This window comes from Bacteroides sp. CACC 737, from assembly GCF_013874375.1.
Classification (GTDB): domain Bacteria; phylum Bacteroidota; class Bacteroidia; order Bacteroidales; family Bacteroidaceae; genus Bacteroides; species Bacteroides uniformis.
In genome coordinates this window covers 12,366-30,089 of sequence record NZ_CP059409.1, presented here as the reverse complement: position 1 = coordinate 30,089, position 17,724 = coordinate 12,366, and the positions used below count along the sequence as shown (strand labels likewise).

Annotated in this window: 11 protein-coding genes; 9 read left to right on the top strand and 2 right to left on the bottom strand. The window is 45.1% G+C overall.

Annotated elements, in window-relative coordinates; translation table 11 throughout:
• Positions 1-46: 46 nt before the first annotated feature.
• The 7 genes from H1A11_RS18595 (at position 47) to H1A11_RS18565 (ending at position 11,406) form a co-directional block, all read left to right on the top strand.
• The gene (locus tag H1A11_RS18595; protein ID WP_117601698.1) at positions 47-388 is read left to right on the top strand and encodes a hypothetical protein; all 342 of its coding nucleotides are present in this window, start codon (positions 47-49) and stop codon (positions 386-388) included.
• Between the two features lie 164 nt (positions 389-552).
• On the top strand, positions 553-1,680 hold the full coding sequence (locus tag H1A11_RS18590; RefSeq protein WP_117601697.1) for an ATP-binding protein: 1,128 nt from the start codon (positions 553-555) through the stop codon (positions 1,678-1,680).
• A gap of 76 nt (positions 1,681-1,756) precedes the next feature.
• Positions 1,757-2,710 (top strand): site-specific integrase, encoded by a 954-nt coding sequence (locus H1A11_RS18585; protein ID WP_117964239.1) that lies wholly within the window; start codon positions 1,757-1,759, stop codon positions 2,708-2,710.
• A 434-nt stretch (positions 2,711-3,144) separates the two neighbouring features.
• A complete protein-coding gene (locus H1A11_RS18580) occupies positions 3,145-6,174 on the top strand; it encodes a cell surface protein (RefSeq protein WP_181757497.1) in 3,030 nt (1,009 codons plus the stop codon).
• Positions 6,175-6,483: 309 nt separating this feature from the next.
• Positions 6,484-8,145, top strand: a complete 1,662-nt coding sequence (locus H1A11_RS18575; RefSeq protein ID WP_061411457.1) for an IS1182 family transposase — start codon at positions 6,484-6,486, stop codon at positions 8,143-8,145.
• Positions 8,146-8,457: 312 nt separating this feature from the next.
• On the top strand, positions 8,458-10,923 hold the full coding sequence (priA, locus tag H1A11_RS18570) for a primosomal protein N' (protein ID WP_181757496.1): 2,466 nt from the start codon (positions 8,458-8,460) through the stop codon (positions 10,921-10,923).
• 21 nt (positions 10,924-10,944) lie between these two features.
• A complete protein-coding gene (locus H1A11_RS18565) occupies positions 10,945-11,406 on the top strand; it encodes a low molecular weight protein-tyrosine-phosphatase (RefSeq protein WP_005825832.1) in 462 nt (153 codons plus the stop codon).
• On the opposite strand, the gene H1A11_RS18560 is transcribed toward H1A11_RS18565, so the two are convergent.
• The gene (locus tag H1A11_RS18560; RefSeq protein ID WP_181757495.1) at positions 11,403-13,493 is read right to left on the bottom strand and encodes a BT4734/BF3469 family protein; all 2,091 of its coding nucleotides are present in this window, start codon (positions 13,491-13,493) and stop codon (positions 11,403-11,405) included. The two genes, H1A11_RS18565 and H1A11_RS18560, sit on opposite strands and share 4 nt — an antisense overlap.
• 250 nt (positions 13,494-13,743) lie before the next feature.
• On the opposite strand from H1A11_RS18560, the gene H1A11_RS18555 reads away from it, so the two are divergent.
• Both H1A11_RS18555 and H1A11_RS18550 read left to right on the top strand, forming a co-directional pair.
• Entirely contained in the window at positions 13,744-13,890 is a 147-nt protein-coding gene (locus H1A11_RS18555) for a hypothetical protein (RefSeq protein ID WP_165491377.1), read from the top strand.
• Between the two features lie 3 nt (positions 13,891-13,893).
• The gene (locus H1A11_RS18550) at positions 13,894-14,517 is read left to right on the top strand and encodes an HU family DNA-binding protein (RefSeq protein ID WP_117967131.1); all 624 of its coding nucleotides are present in this window, start codon (positions 13,894-13,896) and stop codon (positions 14,515-14,517) included.
• 217 nt (positions 14,518-14,734) lie between these two features.
• Here the strand turns inward: H1A11_RS18550 and H1A11_RS18545 are convergent, their stop codons facing one another.
• Positions 14,735-17,356, bottom strand: coding sequence for a hypothetical protein (locus H1A11_RS18545; RefSeq protein WP_181757494.1), 2,622 nt, complete (start codon positions 17,354-17,356; stop codon positions 14,735-14,737).
• Positions 17,357-17,724 lie beyond the last annotated feature (368 nt).

Here is a 17,724-nt window from a genome sequence, read left to right as displayed (position 1 = left end):
TTGCAGGACGTCCTTTTTTTCAATCTTTCATTTATAAATATCAGATATGAAGAAAATACTATTCATTTTGACCGTGTCAGTTTCACTCATCTGCTTTTCTTCATGTAAGAAGTCAGCAGCTACACATCCTTTTCCAGGCAAATTCATCACTGAAACCGGTATCCAATTCAACCTTCGATCCGACTCCACCACCTTGATTCAATATGATGATTCCAGCTCTTACGAGGGTACATGGAGAGCCTATAATCAAGGAGACACACTAAAGTATGCCACTATTGAGTTTGCCGGTTACTTTAACTATTATTATCTGCGTAATGGTAAACTCTATCGCAATGAACATAATATGATACGTCAAGTTCTTGGTGAAGAAATTGAATATCAAGATTAAAACAGAAAATGGCTATTGCTATTCCTCTATTCTTTGGATGAGGAAAAGAATAGCCATTTCATATGATAGTTAACCACACACTTCTATTAATAATCATTTTATGATTATCATCTAATGATTATTGTGATATTTTCTATATATTTGCGTGTAAACTCAATAATCATATGAAAAATCCATTTGTTACGAACGGCTATGTGTCACCAGAATATTTCTGTGACAGAGAGAAAGAAACGGCTAAAATCGTCTCACTTTTGACGAATGAGAATAACATAGCCTTGATTTCCCCACGCAGATTAGGCAAAACAGACTTGTTGCGGCATTGTTTTGGACAGCCGGAAATCAAGGAGCATTATCACACTTTTATCATCGACATCTATGCCACAAGCTCTGTACGCGATTTTGTGAATGTTTTCGGCAAGGCTGTACTGGATGAATTACGTCCAAAAGGTAAATCCGTATGGAGTACCTTCCTGAATGTCCTGGCCTCTCTTCGCTCCGAAATAACATTCGACATGAATGGGCAGCCTACGTGGGGAATCGGTCTGGGAGCTATAACCAATCCCTCTGCAACATTGGATGAGATATTCTCCTATCTGAACAATGCCGGAAAACCATGCCTAATCGCCATCGATGAATTCCAGCAAATAACCAAATATGCAGACGATCCCAACATAGAAGCGGCATTACGGACACATATACAACGCTGTTCCAATGCCCACTTTGTCTTCTCCGGGTCCCATAGGCATCTGATGGGGGCAATGTTTACTTCTCCGACACGTCCATTCTATCAATCAGTTACATTGATAAACCTGCCTCCCATTTCTGTTGATAAATACGCGGAGTTCTGCCTTAAGCACTTTGAGCGGGCAAGCAAACTCTTAGATACATTGGTAGTAACAGAGTTATATGAACGCTTCAATGGTATAACTTCGTATATGCAGAAGGTTATGAACATTTTATTTTCCATGACCGGAACTGGAGAAATATGTATTCCCTCAATGATAGATACTGCCATTAACGACCTTCTAGACTTTTCTGCCGACACCTATGATGCCTTATTATATCAGATGCCCGAAAAGCAGCGTATTGTATTTATGGCAATAGCAGCAGAGGGAAAAGCTAAGGCTATCTCAAGTGGTGGCTTTGTACGTAAATACAAGTTGCAATCTGCAAGTTCTGTCTCTTCAGCTGTAAAAGGACTGCTAGAAAAAGACTTTATTACGTATGATAAAGGTATTTACCAGGTATATGATCAGTTCTTCCAACTTTGGTTGCAAAGGAACAAGCTTTAATGGTTTCTTTCTTGAATCTTATATTCATTCAATTTATTTGTAATTGCAGGGCAAACCATTTATAAATAATTTAGAAATGAGCAGAAATGAAATTACCTTACAAGAGATGTTCTCCTCAGTCATCGGGGAACTCCGGGAAAGCGGCAGGTGGGGGACGGCACACATCTACCAGTCAACGGTGAATGCATTCTCGGCATTCACCAAATGGCAACCGATGTCCATGTGCAAACTGAGCCCGACCGTACTGAAGAGATTCGAAAACTTCCTCAGGCAGAGGAATTGTAGTTGGAATACGGTATCCACCTATATTAAAGCAATACGTTCGGTTTACAACCAGGCGGTGGACAGAAAGCTGGTGCGATATGTACCCAGGCTGTTTGAGCATGTGTATACCGGCACACGGGCAGATAGGAAAAAGGCGCTCGAAGCTTTTGACATAGGCTCTTTGGTGCGGGAGACGGAGATGAGCCTGCAGACCGATAATTCTCCCAACACCCGACAGAAAACAAAAATTTTCTTTGTACTGATGTTTATGCTAAGAGGGATTCCTTTTGTGGACCTCGCCTATTTGCATAAGAGGGATTTACAAGGAAACACCTTGTCTTATAGGCGCAGGAAGACGGGACGGGCACTAACCGTGTCACTCACACCCGAAGCCATGCAGATGGTCAGGATGGTGGCGGACAGGAACCCCGACTCCCCCTATCTGTTTCCCATCCTGCAGAGCGAGGAAGGTACGGAAGCCGCATACCGGGAATACCAGTCGGCACTCAGGGCATTCAACCAGCGTTTGGCAGTACTCAGGCAGTGTCTGGGAATGCAGTCGGCACTCAGCACCTATGCGGCGAGACATACCTGGGCCACAATGGCTTACCATTGCGAGATACACCCCGGAATCATATCGGAAGCCATGGGGCACTCCTCCATCACGGTGACGGAAACCTATCTGAAGCCTTTCAGCAACAGAAAAATTGACGAGGCCAATCAAAGGGTAATTTCTTTTGTAAGAAGTGGAGTGTGTACGGTGTAAAAGACGTTACTTCTTTTGATAGGATAGAATAGATTTGTCGCACATTTTCCGGAATCTTCAAACAGAGTTTTGAGGAACGGAATGGTGTTGTCTTTACGGAGCTCACATCGGTTCTATCAATATGCTGTTATTCAACCTTTTGAGCTGAAAATACACACTTCCATTTTTTGAAGGCCTCATTTCATTACTTTCCCATTGTCACTTTTCTGGACTTCCAATCCTCTTTCCAATATCCCAACGAACAGATTTTTACTATTCCAAACAAAACCGGTCTATTTTCTCCTTATTCCCTGATTATTAATGAAATTAACAAGATTTCATTACCTGCGAAGTAACGGAAAATCATATAACAAAACGGATATAGGAATGGAATATAAAATGAGAGATTATTCACTTTTTTATTTTTTAAATTTATAAATTTAAAGTTTTCAATTATGAACAAGAAGTTTCTAAGTGTGATCCTGTTCAGTGCCTTAATGGTTGGTACTGCAGGAACGTTTACGTCTTGTAAGGACTACGATGATGACATCAACAACTTGCAGGAACAAATCGACGGTCAAAATGGTCTGAGTGCCAAGATTACTGCTGTAGAGAGCTCAATCAGCAATTTGCAGTCTGCACAAAGTGGTTTGCAGAGTGAAATCGCTGCTGCAAAAGACGAGGCTTCAAAGGCTGCCCTTGCAGCACAAGAAGCTGCTATTGCTGCAGCAAAGGCTGAATTGGAAAAAGTCAAAGCCGAGTTGCAAGAGGCCGACAAAGCCGGTATAGCAGCAATAGAAGAAAAACTGGCTGAAATTTCAGGTAGAATCCAGACTTTGGAACAGTTCAAAACTACTACTGAAGCAACATTGGAAAAATTGGCAGCAGCAGATGTAGCTTTGCAGAGCAGCATCACTACCTTGAAAGCTGATGTCGCTGCCAATGCAGAACAGATTGGTAAGAACAAAGCTGCCATTGAAGCACAAATTGCCGCTTTGGATGAATATAAAGGAACCAACGATGCTGCCATTGCTGCTTTAAAAGCTGATTTGGAAAAATTGCAAGCTGGCGAGCTGACAGAAGAAATGGCTGCAAAAATTGCAGCACAAGTAACAGAAGTTGTAGGCGCTAAATTAGACTTGATTTCTGCTGCATTCAGTAAAGCTGTTACTCATGTAGAATTGTTGAATTATTCATTCGGCAGCAAAACTGACAATATTATTGAAGGTGAGCCTTCTATAATGGATTTGCGTACTGCTGAAGCTGTAGAAGACCGTGTGTTTGGTAAAGGCAGCTCCGACGAAATAGAGGCAAATTCTTATGAAATCATTAATCAAAAGGAGTTCAAAAAAGGTGAAAGAGCATTCATCAGCGACTCTGTATTGATTCGTGTGTCACCGGCTAATGCCACCTTGACCGAAGGACAGATTTCATTTGTCAATTCTGCACTGGGCAATCTAGATGAACTGGTGACTGTTGAGAAAGTGGAGCAGTTTAAAGGCACAGTAACCACCAGAGGTGTATCTTCTAATGGTCTGTGGAAAGTCGTATTCAAGTTGAACAAGGATAACTATACAGAAGAGAATTTGCTGAAAGCTGCAAAGTTTGACTATAAGAGCGGCAACGCTGAAGACGAACCGGTGAAGAAACTGAAGGATATTCTCTACGCAGTAGCAGTAACAGACAAACCGGGCGACGTGGAACGTAGTGTGACAACCGGTTATGAATTGACACTGGGTTCTGTATATACACCGCAGTATGAACTGAATTTCAAGGTCAACGACAAGGATGTGAATGATCTGCGTAACCGTTTCCAGTATGCTGAAGATGGAACTTTAACTGCTGATGCAAGCAAAAAGCTGTTCTATGACTATAAATGGAATGTTGATAGAAACGGAAACCGTATAGAGGAAAACGGCTCTTATGTATCTATTGATGCTACTACTAAATATGGCATATGGAGAGACCAAGACCTTTGGAGGGGTGGCGATAACCGTGACAAAGAAGGTTCTAGCAAATCTTTCTTCTCTACAAAAGTGGGTGAAAAGTTTACCGTAGAATTGAGTTATAGTGATGAGGATATCAGTGGTATCTATGGTTTCTATGTAGTGCTCGACGCGCAACGTGCCGTAGAAAGTGCTCCGTCTGAAATCACGGCATGGAACTCTTATGAGGCAGATATCGAAGGACTGAATACAATTACGACAAACCGTAAGATTGAAATGTCTATCAATGCAGAGAAGGCTGATGGTGACATTATCGGTTTCCGCGTATATGCAGTAAATAATAACGGTTCTTTGGTTGACCCGGACGGTAAGGCATTCTATGTAGCAGTAGGCGACATCGATGCTATGACTACTACGTTGAAGGCTGATTACGTACCGGTATGGAATGCTCCTGATGATGATTACGAACGTGATGTTGAGATTGATTTGGACGAAGAACTTCTGAAACTGTTTGAAGATAAATATAATGAATATGAGGAAGGTAATTTGATATTTGACATAGAGAATAATCCGAATGACAATGAAAATTTCGTCAAAAACTTCGACAGACAGGAAGGCAAGTTAGTTATTTCATTGAAGGGTAATTTGAATAAGTTCAAGGATAATGGTACTTATAAGATGTATTTCAACTTTACCGATAGTAAGAAGAATGTAATAGTTAAGAAAGTTGCCATTGAAATAACCAAGAAGATGCCAGAATTCCCTGCTGCATTCTCTGCTAAGGCCAACCAACTTGACAAAGAAGGCGCAAAGGTTGTTGAAGTAACAGAAGTTAACTGGAATACTACTATCCATAATCTGGGTACAGCATTCAATGGCGTTTCTGATCCTACCAACGCAATCATCGACTTCAACTATACATTCACTTGCGCAGAAAAGCAGATTGTATTCTACTCTGATAAGGCAAGTGTTGCTAGATATGGATTCTATCTCGATGTAAACAATGACAAGGATAAAGCAGCAGCTCTGTTTGCAGATAAACCAGAAGGAAAGATGTACGATGTAACCGTATCCTATAAGTACAGCAATGTTTCATCAGAAACGGCAGACTACTCTTACACTGTAAAAGCCCCGGCTGCCCAGAACTTCAAACTGAGACTTGTATGTGGTGAAGGTTTCACTTCTGAATGGAAGAACTTTGATGACAAGAAGAATCCAATTAAGGAATCCTTAACCTATAACGTTTCTGAAACAAGAATTGCTCTTGCTAATATTCTGAACTTCAAGAAAGGTGATATAGATTACACGCCTACTTTTGTTGCTGCAAATATCAAAGAATGCCACTTGGCTTCTAACAATGTGGATGACGAATACTTTACTGTAACATTTGATGCGGTTACTCAAGAATTTGTATTTGTTTCAAGATTGGGACAAAATCCACCGACTTCTGATGTTATTGCAACCTTGAAGTTCACAATGGTAGACTTCTTCGGACACGAAAATCCTGAGGAATATCCATACTTCGTTATTAAGAAATAATTTTTTCATTCTTAGTAATTGATGAAAGAGAAGCCTAACTGAAAAAATAAGCTTCCGTACTTTATGAGGGTAGGAGAAAACAAAATTGTTTTCTCCTACTTTTTTCTCCCTACTTTGCTTCCACACTTCCACCCACCTCCTGCATCCCCCTGTCCATCGGCATTTACCCCGCTGTGGAAGTAACTCCCAAAAGAGGTTGTGTCAAAATGCTGACACAGCCTTTTTTTATGCGCAAAGCCCAGACTTTCTCAAGCCCGGGCTTTGTTATTACCCAAAGTTTTCGTATCTTTAGGCATAAAGTTTTTCGTTATGGCAAAGTTACATTTTCGTCCTTACATTCCCAACCAAACCGTTCTTTTTCCACAAAGAATTGATGAAAACATAGCTGCGAACGACCCGGTCCGCATCGTGAATGCTGTTATTGACAACCTCAATCTTGAGAGTTTCAAGAAGCTTTATAAGGAAACGGGCCGTTGTCCTTATCATCCTAAAATGATGCTTAAGGTGATAATCTACGCCTACATGAATAATATCTATTCTTGCCGTAAAATAGAGAAGCACCTCCTTCGTGACATTCATTATATTTGGCTTGCCGGTAATGAGCATCCGGATTTTATCACGATCAACCGTTTTCGTAACCGTGTAAAGGAGGAAATAAATAATGTATTTACCCAGTTGATTTTTGTCCTTGCCGATAAAGGTTTCATCAGCCTTGATGTGGAGTATATTGACGGCACCAAGATTGAATCCAAAGCCAACAAATATACTTTTGTCTGGCGCAAGACAGTCGAACGGAACCGTACGAGACTAATGGATAAAATCCGTATTCTCTTGGAGCAGGTGGATGAAACCATTGCACAGGAGAACTCTATAAAAGACACATCCGTGGAGTTTACTTCCTGCAGGCTCTCTGACATAGTGGATGAACTTAAAGAAGCCCTGGAACGCCAGCCTGCAACAAAGGATAAGGAAGAAAAGAAAGCCCTGCGCAAAAAGAAGAAGCAGGTCAGGGAACTTGAAGGGTATCGTGACAAGCTGATAGAATATGACAATCACCTTGATACCCTTGGAGAACGTAACTCCTATTCCAAGACCGATCCTGGTGCCACATTCATGCGCATGAAAGAAGATGCCATGAAGAACGGGCAGACCAAACCCGGATATAATCTGCAAATAGGTACTGAAAACCAATTTATCACAGACTTCCGTCTGTTTCCCAACCCTACCGATACACTGACCCTCATACCTTTTTTCCACTCTTTCCAGTACCGCTATAACCGTTTACCGAATATCTGCGTGGCAGACTCCGGTTACGGTTCGGAAGAAAATTACCGGTTCATGCAGGAGAATGGGATAGAAGCCTTCATCAAGTACAATTACTTCCATAAAGAACAGCGTCCCCGTTATACTCCCAACCCGTTCCATGCCGAAAGTCTCCATTACAATGCCCAAGAGGATTATTACGTTTGTCCTATGGGACAGCACATGAACCGTATAGGAACCAAACGTGACAAGACAGCGAGCGGATACATCACCGAAAGTGCCCGGTATAAAGCAAAAAGATGCGAAGGTTGCCCTTTGCGTGGCAGTTGTTTTAAAGCTCGGGGGAACCGTATTATAGAAGTCAACCACCGATTAAATCAATACAAACGGCAGGCACGGGAAAGGTTGCTCTCAGAAGAAGGTATCAAGCATAGAGGCAGGAGGTGTATAGAACCAGAAGCTGTGTTTGGACAAATGAAATACAACATGGCATACAGAAGATTCCGGCATGTGGGAGAAGACAAGGTTACAATGGACTTTGCTTTCTTTGCTATAGCCTTTAATATCAAAAAAATGTGCGCTAAACTGATAAAAGAAGGAAAGGGGCTCATTACAGTTGCCAAATATTTGTTTATGGGACTATTTATAACCCGATATAATTGGAATATAGCAACTTGCTGCCAAATGCATGAGGAAAAAGTAGCATAGCCAAAAGAAAATATAGCAGAACTTAAAATATAAAAGAGGTTGTGCCAACGTTTTGACACAACCTCCTATTCAAGACGCCATAGTTTTACCATAACTAACTCATTCTTATTTTAATACATCGAACAAAGTTTATAAAACACTTGCACCAGTTTCCCCATACTTCTACACCCATCCTACCCATAAAATCTGCAATACCCATATCCCCCCTTATCTTCATCCCAAATCCACAACAGCCTCCTCCCCCTCCTCAGCATAAAAAATGCCCCCGTTCATTTCATTCTCCCTCCACTTTCCACTATCTTTGTCCCCACGATGAAAAAGTTTGCCGACGTCATATTGCCTTTGCCTTTGCACAGCTGCTTCACCTATTCCCTGCCCGACGAGTGGGCGGATGAAGTGCAGATTGGTTGCCGGGTGGTAGTACCATTCGGACGGAAGAAATACTATACAGCCATCGTGCGCAACGTGCACTATTGTGCCCCCACCGAATACGAAGTAAAGGAAGTGTCCGCTTTGCTGGATGCCCGCCCGATACTGCTTCCGCGGCAGTTCAAGTTCTGGGAATGGCTCTCCGATTACTATCTCTGCACGCAAGGAGACGTCTACAAAGCTGCCTTACCCTCTGGCTTGAAGCTGGAAAGCGAAACAATCGTAGAGTACAACCCCGATTTCGAATCCGATGTCCGCCTGCCGGAGAAGGAACAGAAGATACTGGATATGCTCTCTGCCGACCCGGAGCAATGCGTGACGAAACTGGAGAAGGAGACCGGCATCAAGAACATACTTTCTGTCATCAAGTCACTGCTCGACAAAGAGGCCATCTTCGTAAAGGAAGAATTGCGCCGTACCTATAAGCCTAAGACCGAAACCCGTGTACGCCTCACCGCCGCCGCCCGCAACGAACACCGCCTGCACATCTTCTTCGACGAGTTGCAGCGCCGTGCCCCCAAGCAACTGGACCTGCTGATGAAATATCTGGAACTCTCCGGCTACCTCAGCGGACGAGATATAAAAGAAGTCTCCAAAGCCGAACTGCTGCAACGCACCTATGCCACCCCTGCCGTATTCAACGGTCTTGTGGACCGTGGTGTATTCGAAGTCTACCAGCAGGAAATAGGTCGCATAGACAAAGCACTCCTCAAAGAAGTCATCCCCGTCAACCCGCTGAACGAGCACCAGCAACGCGCTTATCACTCCATCTTAGAGAATTTTCAAAGCAAGAACGTCTGCCTGCTACATGGCGTCACGGCAAGCGGCAAGACCGAAGTCTACATTCACCTGATAGAAGAAACCATCCGGCAAGGAAAGCAGGTGCTCTATCTCCTGCCCGAAATAGCTCTCACTGCACAAATCACAGAGCGCCTGCAACGCGTATTCGGCTCCCGACTGGGCATCTATCACTCCAAGTTCCCCGATGCCGAACGGGTGGAAATCTGGCAGAAGCAGCTGTCGGAAGCAGACTATGATATTATTCTCGGCGTCCGCTCCTCCGTTTTCCTTCCTTTCCGCAACCTCGGTCTTGTGATTGTGGACGAGGAGCACGAAAACACTTACAAGCAGCAAGACCCCGCCCCCCGCTATCATGCCCGCAATGCAGCCATTGTACTCGCCTCCATGTACGGCGCCAAAACTCTGTTGGGTACGGCAACCCCTTCTGTAGAGACTTGGCACAATGCCACATCCGGCAAGTATGGCCTTGTGGAACTGAAAGAACGCTATAAAGAGATACAACTGCCGGAGATTATCCCCGTAGACATCAAGGAGCTGCACCGCAAGAAGAAGATGAACGGTCCGTTCTCCCCACTGCTCCTACAATATATCCGCGAGGCGCTGGAACAAAAAGAGCAAGTCATCCTCTTTCAGAACCGCCGCGGCTTCGCCCCCATGATAGAGTGCAACACCTGCGGCTGGGTACCCAAGTGCAAGAACTGCGACGTCAGCCTCACCTACCATAAGGGGCTGAACCAACTGACCTGCCACTACTGTGGCTACACCTACCAACTGCCCCGCATCTGCCCCGCCTGCGAGGGCACTGACCTGCGCAACCGCGGCTTCGGCACGGAAAAAATAGAAGATGACATCAAAGCCCTCTTCCCCGACGCCCGCGTAGCCCGTATGGACTTGGACACCACCCGCACCCGTACCGCCTACGAGCGCATCATCTCCGATTTCCAGCAAGGCAAGACGGACATCCTGATAGGCACGCAAATGGTGTCCAAGGGTCTGGACTTCGACCACGTCAGCATTGTGGGCATACTCAATGCCGACACCATGCTGAACTATCCCGACTTCCGCGCCTACGAGCGCGCCTTCCAGCTGATGGCGCAGGTTGCCGGACGCGCCGGACGGAAGAACAAGCGCGGCAGGGTGGTGCTACAAACCAAAAGCATCGACCATCCCATCATCCCGCAAGTCATTGCCAACGACTACGAAGCCATGGTAGGCGGGCAGCTTGCCGAACGCCAGATGTTCCACTACCCGCCCTACTACCGCCTGGTGTATGTCTACCTGAAGAACCGGAACGAGACCCTGCTCGACCTCATGGCACAGACTATGGCCGCCAAGCTCCGCACCGTCTTTGGCAACCGTGTGCTGGGACCGGACAAGCCGCCCGTAGCACGCGTACAGACCCTGTTCATCCGAAAGATTGTCTTGAAGATAGAAACCAATGCCCCGATGGCCCGTGCCCGCGAACTGCTCGTCCAGGTGCAAAAGGAGATGGTGGCGGAAGACCGCTTCAAGTCGCTGATAGTGTATTATGATGTAGACCCGATGTAAATAACTCGTAACTAAAGAAATATGAAGAAGATACTTTTCGTTTGCCTCGGCAACATTTGCCGTTCCTCCTCGGCAGAGGGAGTCATGAAGCATCTGGTAGAAGAAGCCGGACGTGCGGATGAGTTTTTAATCGATTCTGCAGGCATTCTGTCCTATCACCAGGGCGAACTGCCGGACAGCCGGATGCGTGCCCATGCCGCCCGCCGTGGATACAATCTGACGCATCTTTCGCGACCCGTACGTACCGAGGATTTTTACAACTTCGACCTGATTATCGGTATGGACGACCGCAACATCGACGACCTGAAAGATCGTGCCCCTTCAACCGCCGAATGGAGCAAGATACACCGCATGACGGAATACTGTACAAAGTTTACCCATGCCGACCATGTACCGGACCCCTATTACGGCGGTTCCGAAGGTTTTGAGTATGTGCTGGACATTCTGGAAGATGCTTGTGCGGGGTTACTGCAGAGCATTTAATCCAGCGGCATTACATGGTACAGCGTCCCCTGCCGTGACTTCTTGTTCGGTATTTCAAGCTTCTTGAGCGTCCGCCCGAATACGGCCACCTTATTGATAGCCAGACGGTCACGCGTCTTTGTCTGCAAGGCGGAAAGAATCTGCATGGGCATCATCCATTGCCCCTCCTCATCCTCTTCTGCCGCGCGGAAATGGCTGTGGAAGAGTTGTTCCAGTGGGGTGAGCTGTTCAAATTCCCGGTTCGTCCGCTTCAAGATGGCTTCATCGGCATCATCCAGCCAGTAGCGCTCACCTTTGGCTACGGCATTCAGAGCCTGCGCATAGAGCTGGCGGTAGTTGATGCTGACATTCGTATCGATGGGACCGGTGACCTCAATGCAGATGAAACGGCGGCTGCCACTGGGGTCGGACAACAAGTCCTTCTGATTGCTGGTGCCTATGAAGGAGGCATACCGCCGCATCTCACGGATGGTGCTGCCGTAGGGTTTGCGCAGGTTGGCAGCCGGTTTCTGCAGCAGATGCTTCAGGAAGCCCTGCTGGTTGATGTTGATTTGATCGAACTCGTCAATGTTGACGAGCAGAAAGCGTCCCAGACTGCGTTCTGCTTCCTGCCTGCTCTTGAAGTCGATGCTGTCCGTATAGCCGAAACGCAGCTCCGGTGGCAGCAAAATGCGGCAAAAGGTGGATTTCCGGAACCCTTGAGAACCGACAAGCAGAGGAGAAGTATTGTTTCCGTGTTGCCGGTCCATTCCACGCCAGTGTGCCACCATGCCCAGGAACCAGCGGTAGAACAGCTCCCGCCAATGAGGATTGTGGCACGGGACGAGGTCGGCCAATGCCCGGATGCGGTCTTTCCCATCCCAGCGGCCGGTGTCGTAAAGGTATTCTTCGACGGGATTATAGAGTGGCACGTAGTCTGAAGTAAGGAAACGGTTGATGTCGCGGTCCCATACGCGGATACCCTCCTTCAGGGCATTCATGGAGACCGTACTGCGGGCACGCTGGTCAGCAGGCTTGAAATAGAAATGGACGGAGTCGCGCTGACGGTATTCCAAATCATCCAGAACGGTGTTGTAGCGAAACTCATACCGGCGGTCCATAAACTCTTCCAGCCGGAAAACGCTCTCCTGCTCTTGCGTCAGACTGCTCTTTTTCCCGAAGCCTTTAAGCTCTTGATATAGGTTATGAATCGTTTGACGAACAATGAATTCATCCGCTTCCCGGTAATAGTGCATCAATGTCTGGCGGACTACTTCCTCTTCGGGGATGCCTGCCTTGAAACAATGTTCGGCCAGAGGCACCAGCAGTATCCGTAAATCCCCCTCCCGTTTCCAGCCGTCCAATTCGCGAAATGCACGGTCAAGGGCCGATTCGAAGAGTATGGCGAAGGTGTCCGAGGCTTTACTGTCCGGATGCAGCCGCAACAGCGGGTTCTTTTCTGCGAGTTTTCGTTGCCGGAAGTTCTCTTCCTCAGGCATGCCGAGGGGTTGTTCCAAGCAGAAAGGCACAGCGGCAGGATTGTAGTAAGGATATCCATCCAGAGTCATGCGGCAACTCTGTGTAAGGGAAGGTTCTTTCAATGTAATGGCAAACGGCAGTAAGGGCTGGTAGCACTTCACCGCCATACGGTAGGCGTGGGCATGAAACAAGGCGGCATCGCTCTCCCGCTTCGGCGTTGTGCCGTCGGGCAGGACAAACAATACCCATATCTTGGCACTCCGTCCGCTGGAACCGCAGAAAGCGGCAAAGGTCTGTGGCAGCAGGGCGGCTTGTCGCTTTACATATTCCGCTTCGGCAATGCCCGACAGACGGTTTACTTCCAGTTGTACGAGTCCGTTATAGTTCTTCATCTGCCGTTCTCCCTCTTGCGTACGGCTATATTCCACGGCAGGGTAGATGCGTGGCAGTTTGTCTATATGTTCGTATTGGGCGCAAGTACCCTCCAGTTGAGGAAGGATGGCCCGGAGGGTCGATACATGTCCGGCTTTGGTTTCGGTTTTCAGTTTTTTAATCAGTGCATCCGCTTCCAGGGTGCTGAGGGCTTCCTTTCCGCTCTCTTTTTCTGCTCTAATCAAGGTAATTTTCATTCTGTTTGTCAGCTTGTTTAAGTAAATATAATTCTCGTAAAGATACGATATCAGAAGGCGGAAAACAAGTATTCAGTAGAATAATTATTAAATAAATCCCTGCTTCCACAAACTATACAGCGTGGTATCGGAAACCTTTGGATTTCTTTTTTAAAACATAGGCATTCCTTTGTTTTTCTCCCTTTGTTTGTCTACTTTTGTATAGGGAATAGATGACGCCTAACGACCATGAACAGCTCTGCTTACGGCCATGAAGCAATCGCTTGACGACCGTAAGCAGAGCTGTTCATGGTCGTTAGGCGTTTCTATCCCCAAAGCTTTTACGGATGAAGTACGTAACCCGCACCTATTCCGCATAGGGCGCGAACGTATTGTACAACAACTTAAAAGACATTGAACTATGGCAATTTTATTCGATTGGTATGAGCTCCCGGAACCTAAAGACAAACAGCGGGAAGAAAAGATACTTCATCCGCGCATCCGCTTGAACGGCTCTACCAGTACTGCCGAACTGAGACGTCGGATTCAGGAACGCTGTTCGTTGACGAAGACTGATGTTTCGGCGGTGCTGGATGCCTTGTCGCACGTCATGGGGGAAGACCTTGCCGAGGGGCGGCAGGTGCATCTGGACGGTATCGGTTACTTTCATCCCGTACTGACTAGCACGGAGCCGGTGACCGCTGCGACCAAACGTAAAACCACCAAGATTAAGCTGAAGGGCATCAAGTTTCGTGCCGACCAGGTACTGAAGAATGAGATAGGCGCTATCAAAGCTAAACCACTGGGGCTGAATGAGCATTCCCAAAAACTGAGTGACAAGGAGATTGACAGGCGGCTGACGAGCTACTTCTCTACGCATCAGTTCCTTACGCGCAGTGATTTTCAGAGCCTCTGCGGAATGATGCGCTCTACGGCACAGCTTCATATTCGCCTGCTTCGCAGCGAAGGCAAACTCGAGAATGCAGGAAAACTCAACCAACCGATTTATGTACCTTGCACGGGGTATTATGGTAGAGACGAGTAGGTTACGGTAAAACTATAGCGTTTTGAGTAGGTGGAAGCAGATTTTGCTTCCACCTTTTTTGGTTGCTTCCACAGCAGCTCAAATGCCGATGGATAGGGGGATGCAGGAGGTGGGTGGAAGTGTGGAAGCAAAGTGATGGAAAATAAATTTCTGGAGAAAAAAAGAGGGTATTCCGTTTTATCGGAATACCCTCAAGTCTATCTATGTACTATATATCTTACTTCTTCAAAGTAATTGTTACAGTAGTGGTTGTGGTAGCACCCCACTTATCAAGTACAACGAGAGAAACCTTACATGGAACATCGTTCTGCAATGCAGTTTCTGCGCTCTTCTTCACTACTGAGAAGTAAGAGTAAGCGTCAGTCTCAGTCGGAGCAAACTGATTTCCACCATGGTCTTCAATAGCCAGATATTCTTTGGCATTGTCATCAGCCAAAACAACTCTCACGCTTTGGATTCTACTATCCATAGGCTCAGTTGTATCCTCTACATAATTAGCACCTGATTTCTTATACATCTGAGTCAAGTTATAAGCCTCTCCGTAAACATCCTTAGCAGTGATGTTCTTCAAGCTAACCTTGATAGGACTAACACCATTGCCAGAAGCATTTGCAGCTGCAGTAGCTTCCAAGGCACCTTCCTTGATTTCAGACTTAACTGTCAAGTTGAATTTATCTACAATCTTAGCGATGTGAACGTTGCCGAATACAGTATAAGCAGCCTGGATTTCACGAGTTGAGTAAACGTTGTCTCTGTTGTCTGCATCCGCAGCATTGTCGTATACCTCAACGCTGATATCACCAGCAACACCGGTTGTTGTAATCCATGGTGTACAAGTGTGTCCATCAATTTCGTGAAGCGTTTCAGTAAACGCTACATTGGTCTTTTCAGCACCCATGTCTTTGTACAGCTTGAACAAGTTATAAGTAACATCTGTACCATCTGCTGAACCGTAAGCTACAGCGTTGTCACCAACGAAGTAAGCAGACAGTCTGCTGAACGGAGTTACAGCTGACTCAGCCGGAGACTTGATAGTAACCTTAACAGGAATTTCAAAGGCGTTTACTGTGGCTCCCTTCTTCTTCAAGCCCAATACAATTTGATAGCTTTCTTCTGCTGGGAATGCTTTAGTGTAATCGAAACTGAACTTGATGTACAACGGGGTCTGAATCTTAGAGCCAGCCGCTGAAACATATTGACCTGCACTGTTTTTAACATAAAGAGTGCTTGCATCAATTGTTGTAATCCAGCTTTCATCGAATGCAGTTCCATCCTTACCATATTTCACACCGTTTACTGTGATTGTCTTTTCAGTAAGAGCCTTGCCGTCTGCCCAAGTAATGCTTCCAACCTTTACAACAGAAGGCAGGTCAGTGTCAGTTGAACCAGCCAAAGCTGCTTGAATATCACCCAATGGCAAGAAGAAATCAGCATTAGTTTTATTTACTGTCCATTCTACATCACCTAAAGTTGTTGAAGGAGCAACATATTTAAAGGTTACTGTAATAGTCTTGGCAGTTGCAGCTTCTGCAACAGTTCCATTTACTAACAGATAATTTACTTTAATATTAAGACTACCAGCCTTTTCAGCCTTAATCGTATTTCCAGATATAGTTGCACCAAGATTTGCTGCAGCAGTCTTATCGGCAATTTCAAAATAGTAATCAACGATATAAGGAGTCAAATCGGCAACAGCAGTACCATCAACAGTAGCAACAGCAGTATTTTTGAAGCATCCGATTAAATCAAGTTCCTTATTGATGTCAACAGAAAGAGCTTTCAGGCTAGTTACAGAAATTGCACCAACAGCCTTTTCTGTCACTTTTACATCATATGTGGAAGCGACCAAACCATCGGCAGTTTCAGTCGTTAAAGCATAAGTTCCTGCAGATTTACCACAATTTGCTGTAGAAAGATACTCTACAGTCATATCGAATACACCCTTGTTCACTGAAGCTGCACGAGTCAATGCATCTTCAGTCATGTTAGCTACCGGATTAGTCACCTTGAAAGGCATATTACCTTTTGAATCGGACAAAACATAAGCATATTTAGTGGCATCGGCATCCTGAGGATTTACAATAGCACTTAATGTACTAGTCTGTGAAAGCAAAATAGCGTCTTTCTTATATGTTACATTATTAAATTTCACATCAGCACCCAATGCCTTACCATAGCTCATTGTAACATTAGCAGCTTCAATCTTACCGTCATTAATAGAAACCGCTTTCAAGCTTGTAATAGATGCGGCTTTGGGTAATTTGATGACAGCAGGTTCGCCTTCACCATTTTCACTTGTTGCAACGTGCAGTTCCCAATAGCTGGTCTTATCTACGACATAAGTACTTGCTCCCATGGCAGAAATGCCAGTATCAGTGCCGACATAGTCATTCTTTTCAGCATCCCATTCGTAAGTCACCCAATTACCGGTTTCCTTACTGATAGAAGGAGCTTTAGCATTGATGCCGTTTACTCCATTCTTACCTTCAGAGCAAATACCGGTATCTTCGTTGTTGATGATGAAATTTTTAGTAACTGGATCGATGGTGATTGTAGCAGCATCACCCTTATCCCCTTTATCGCCTTTAATGGTTCCAATGGTGCTAGTAGTATTATCACTCCAAGTGATTGTAATACCATCACCATTTTTCACAACGTTGGTAACAAACTTACCATCGCCCACTTTTGCCTGTAAGTCGCTGATTGAAGCCTTGATACCAGTCAACTCATTGTTGATCTGATCAATGTCATCATCATAGTCCTTACAAGACGTGAAAGTTCCTGCAGTACCAACCATTAAGGCACTGAACAGGATCACACTTAGAAACTTCTTGTTCATAATTGAAAACTTTAAATTTATAAATTTAAAAAATAAAAAAGTGAATAATCTCTCATTTTATATTCCATTCCTATATCCGTTTTGTTATATGATTTTCCGTTACTTCGCAGGTAATGAAATCTTGTTAATTTCATTAATAATCAGGGAATAAGGAGGGAATAGGCTGATTTTGTTCAGAATAGTAAAAATCAGTCCGTTAGGATATTGGAAAGATAATATATAGTCTTAATCCCCAACATCATAGAAAAGCTACAATAGAAATTATGAAGTGAAAAAGTGCCTAATTTTCAATCAAAGCTTCTATCTTTCAGTTTATTGCTTACGTTGGGAATTTTTTTGTAAAGTCGATATCAATCCGTTCCTCAAAA

Coding starts and splice junctions, on each gene's coding strand:
- H1A11_RS18595 (WP_117601698.1), top strand. CDS start 47: ATGAAGAAAATACTATTCATTTTGACCGTGTCAGTTTCACTCATCTGC.
- H1A11_RS18590 (WP_117601697.1), top strand. CDS start 553: ATGAAAAATCCATTTGTTACGAACGGCTATGTGTCACCAGAATATTTC.
- H1A11_RS18585 (WP_117964239.1), top strand. CDS start 1,757: ATGAGCAGAAATGAAATTACCTTACAAGAGATGTTCTCCTCAGTCATC.
- H1A11_RS18580 (WP_181757497.1), top strand. CDS start 3,145: ATGAACAAGAAGTTTCTAAGTGTGATCCTGTTCAGTGCCTTAATGGTT.
- H1A11_RS18575 (WP_061411457.1), top strand. CDS start 6,484: ATGGCAAAGTTACATTTTCGTCCTTACATTCCCAACCAAACCGTTCTT.
- priA (WP_181757496.1), top strand. CDS start 8,458: ATGAAAAAGTTTGCCGACGTCATATTGCCTTTGCCTTTGCACAGCTGC.
- H1A11_RS18565 (WP_005825832.1), top strand. CDS start 10,945: ATGAAGAAGATACTTTTCGTTTGCCTCGGCAACATTTGCCGTTCCTCC.
- H1A11_RS18560 (WP_181757495.1), bottom strand. CDS start 13,493: ATGAAAATTACCTTGATTAGAGCAGAAAAAGAGAGCGGAAAGGAAGCC.
- H1A11_RS18555 (WP_165491377.1), top strand. CDS start 13,744: ATGAAGCAATCGCTTGACGACCGTAAGCAGAGCTGTTCATGGTCGTTA.
- H1A11_RS18550 (WP_117967131.1), top strand. CDS start 13,894: ATGGCAATTTTATTCGATTGGTATGAGCTCCCGGAACCTAAAGACAAA.
- H1A11_RS18545 (WP_181757494.1), bottom strand. CDS start 17,356: ATGAACAAGAAGTTTCTAAGTGTGATCCTGTTCAGTGCCTTAATGGTT.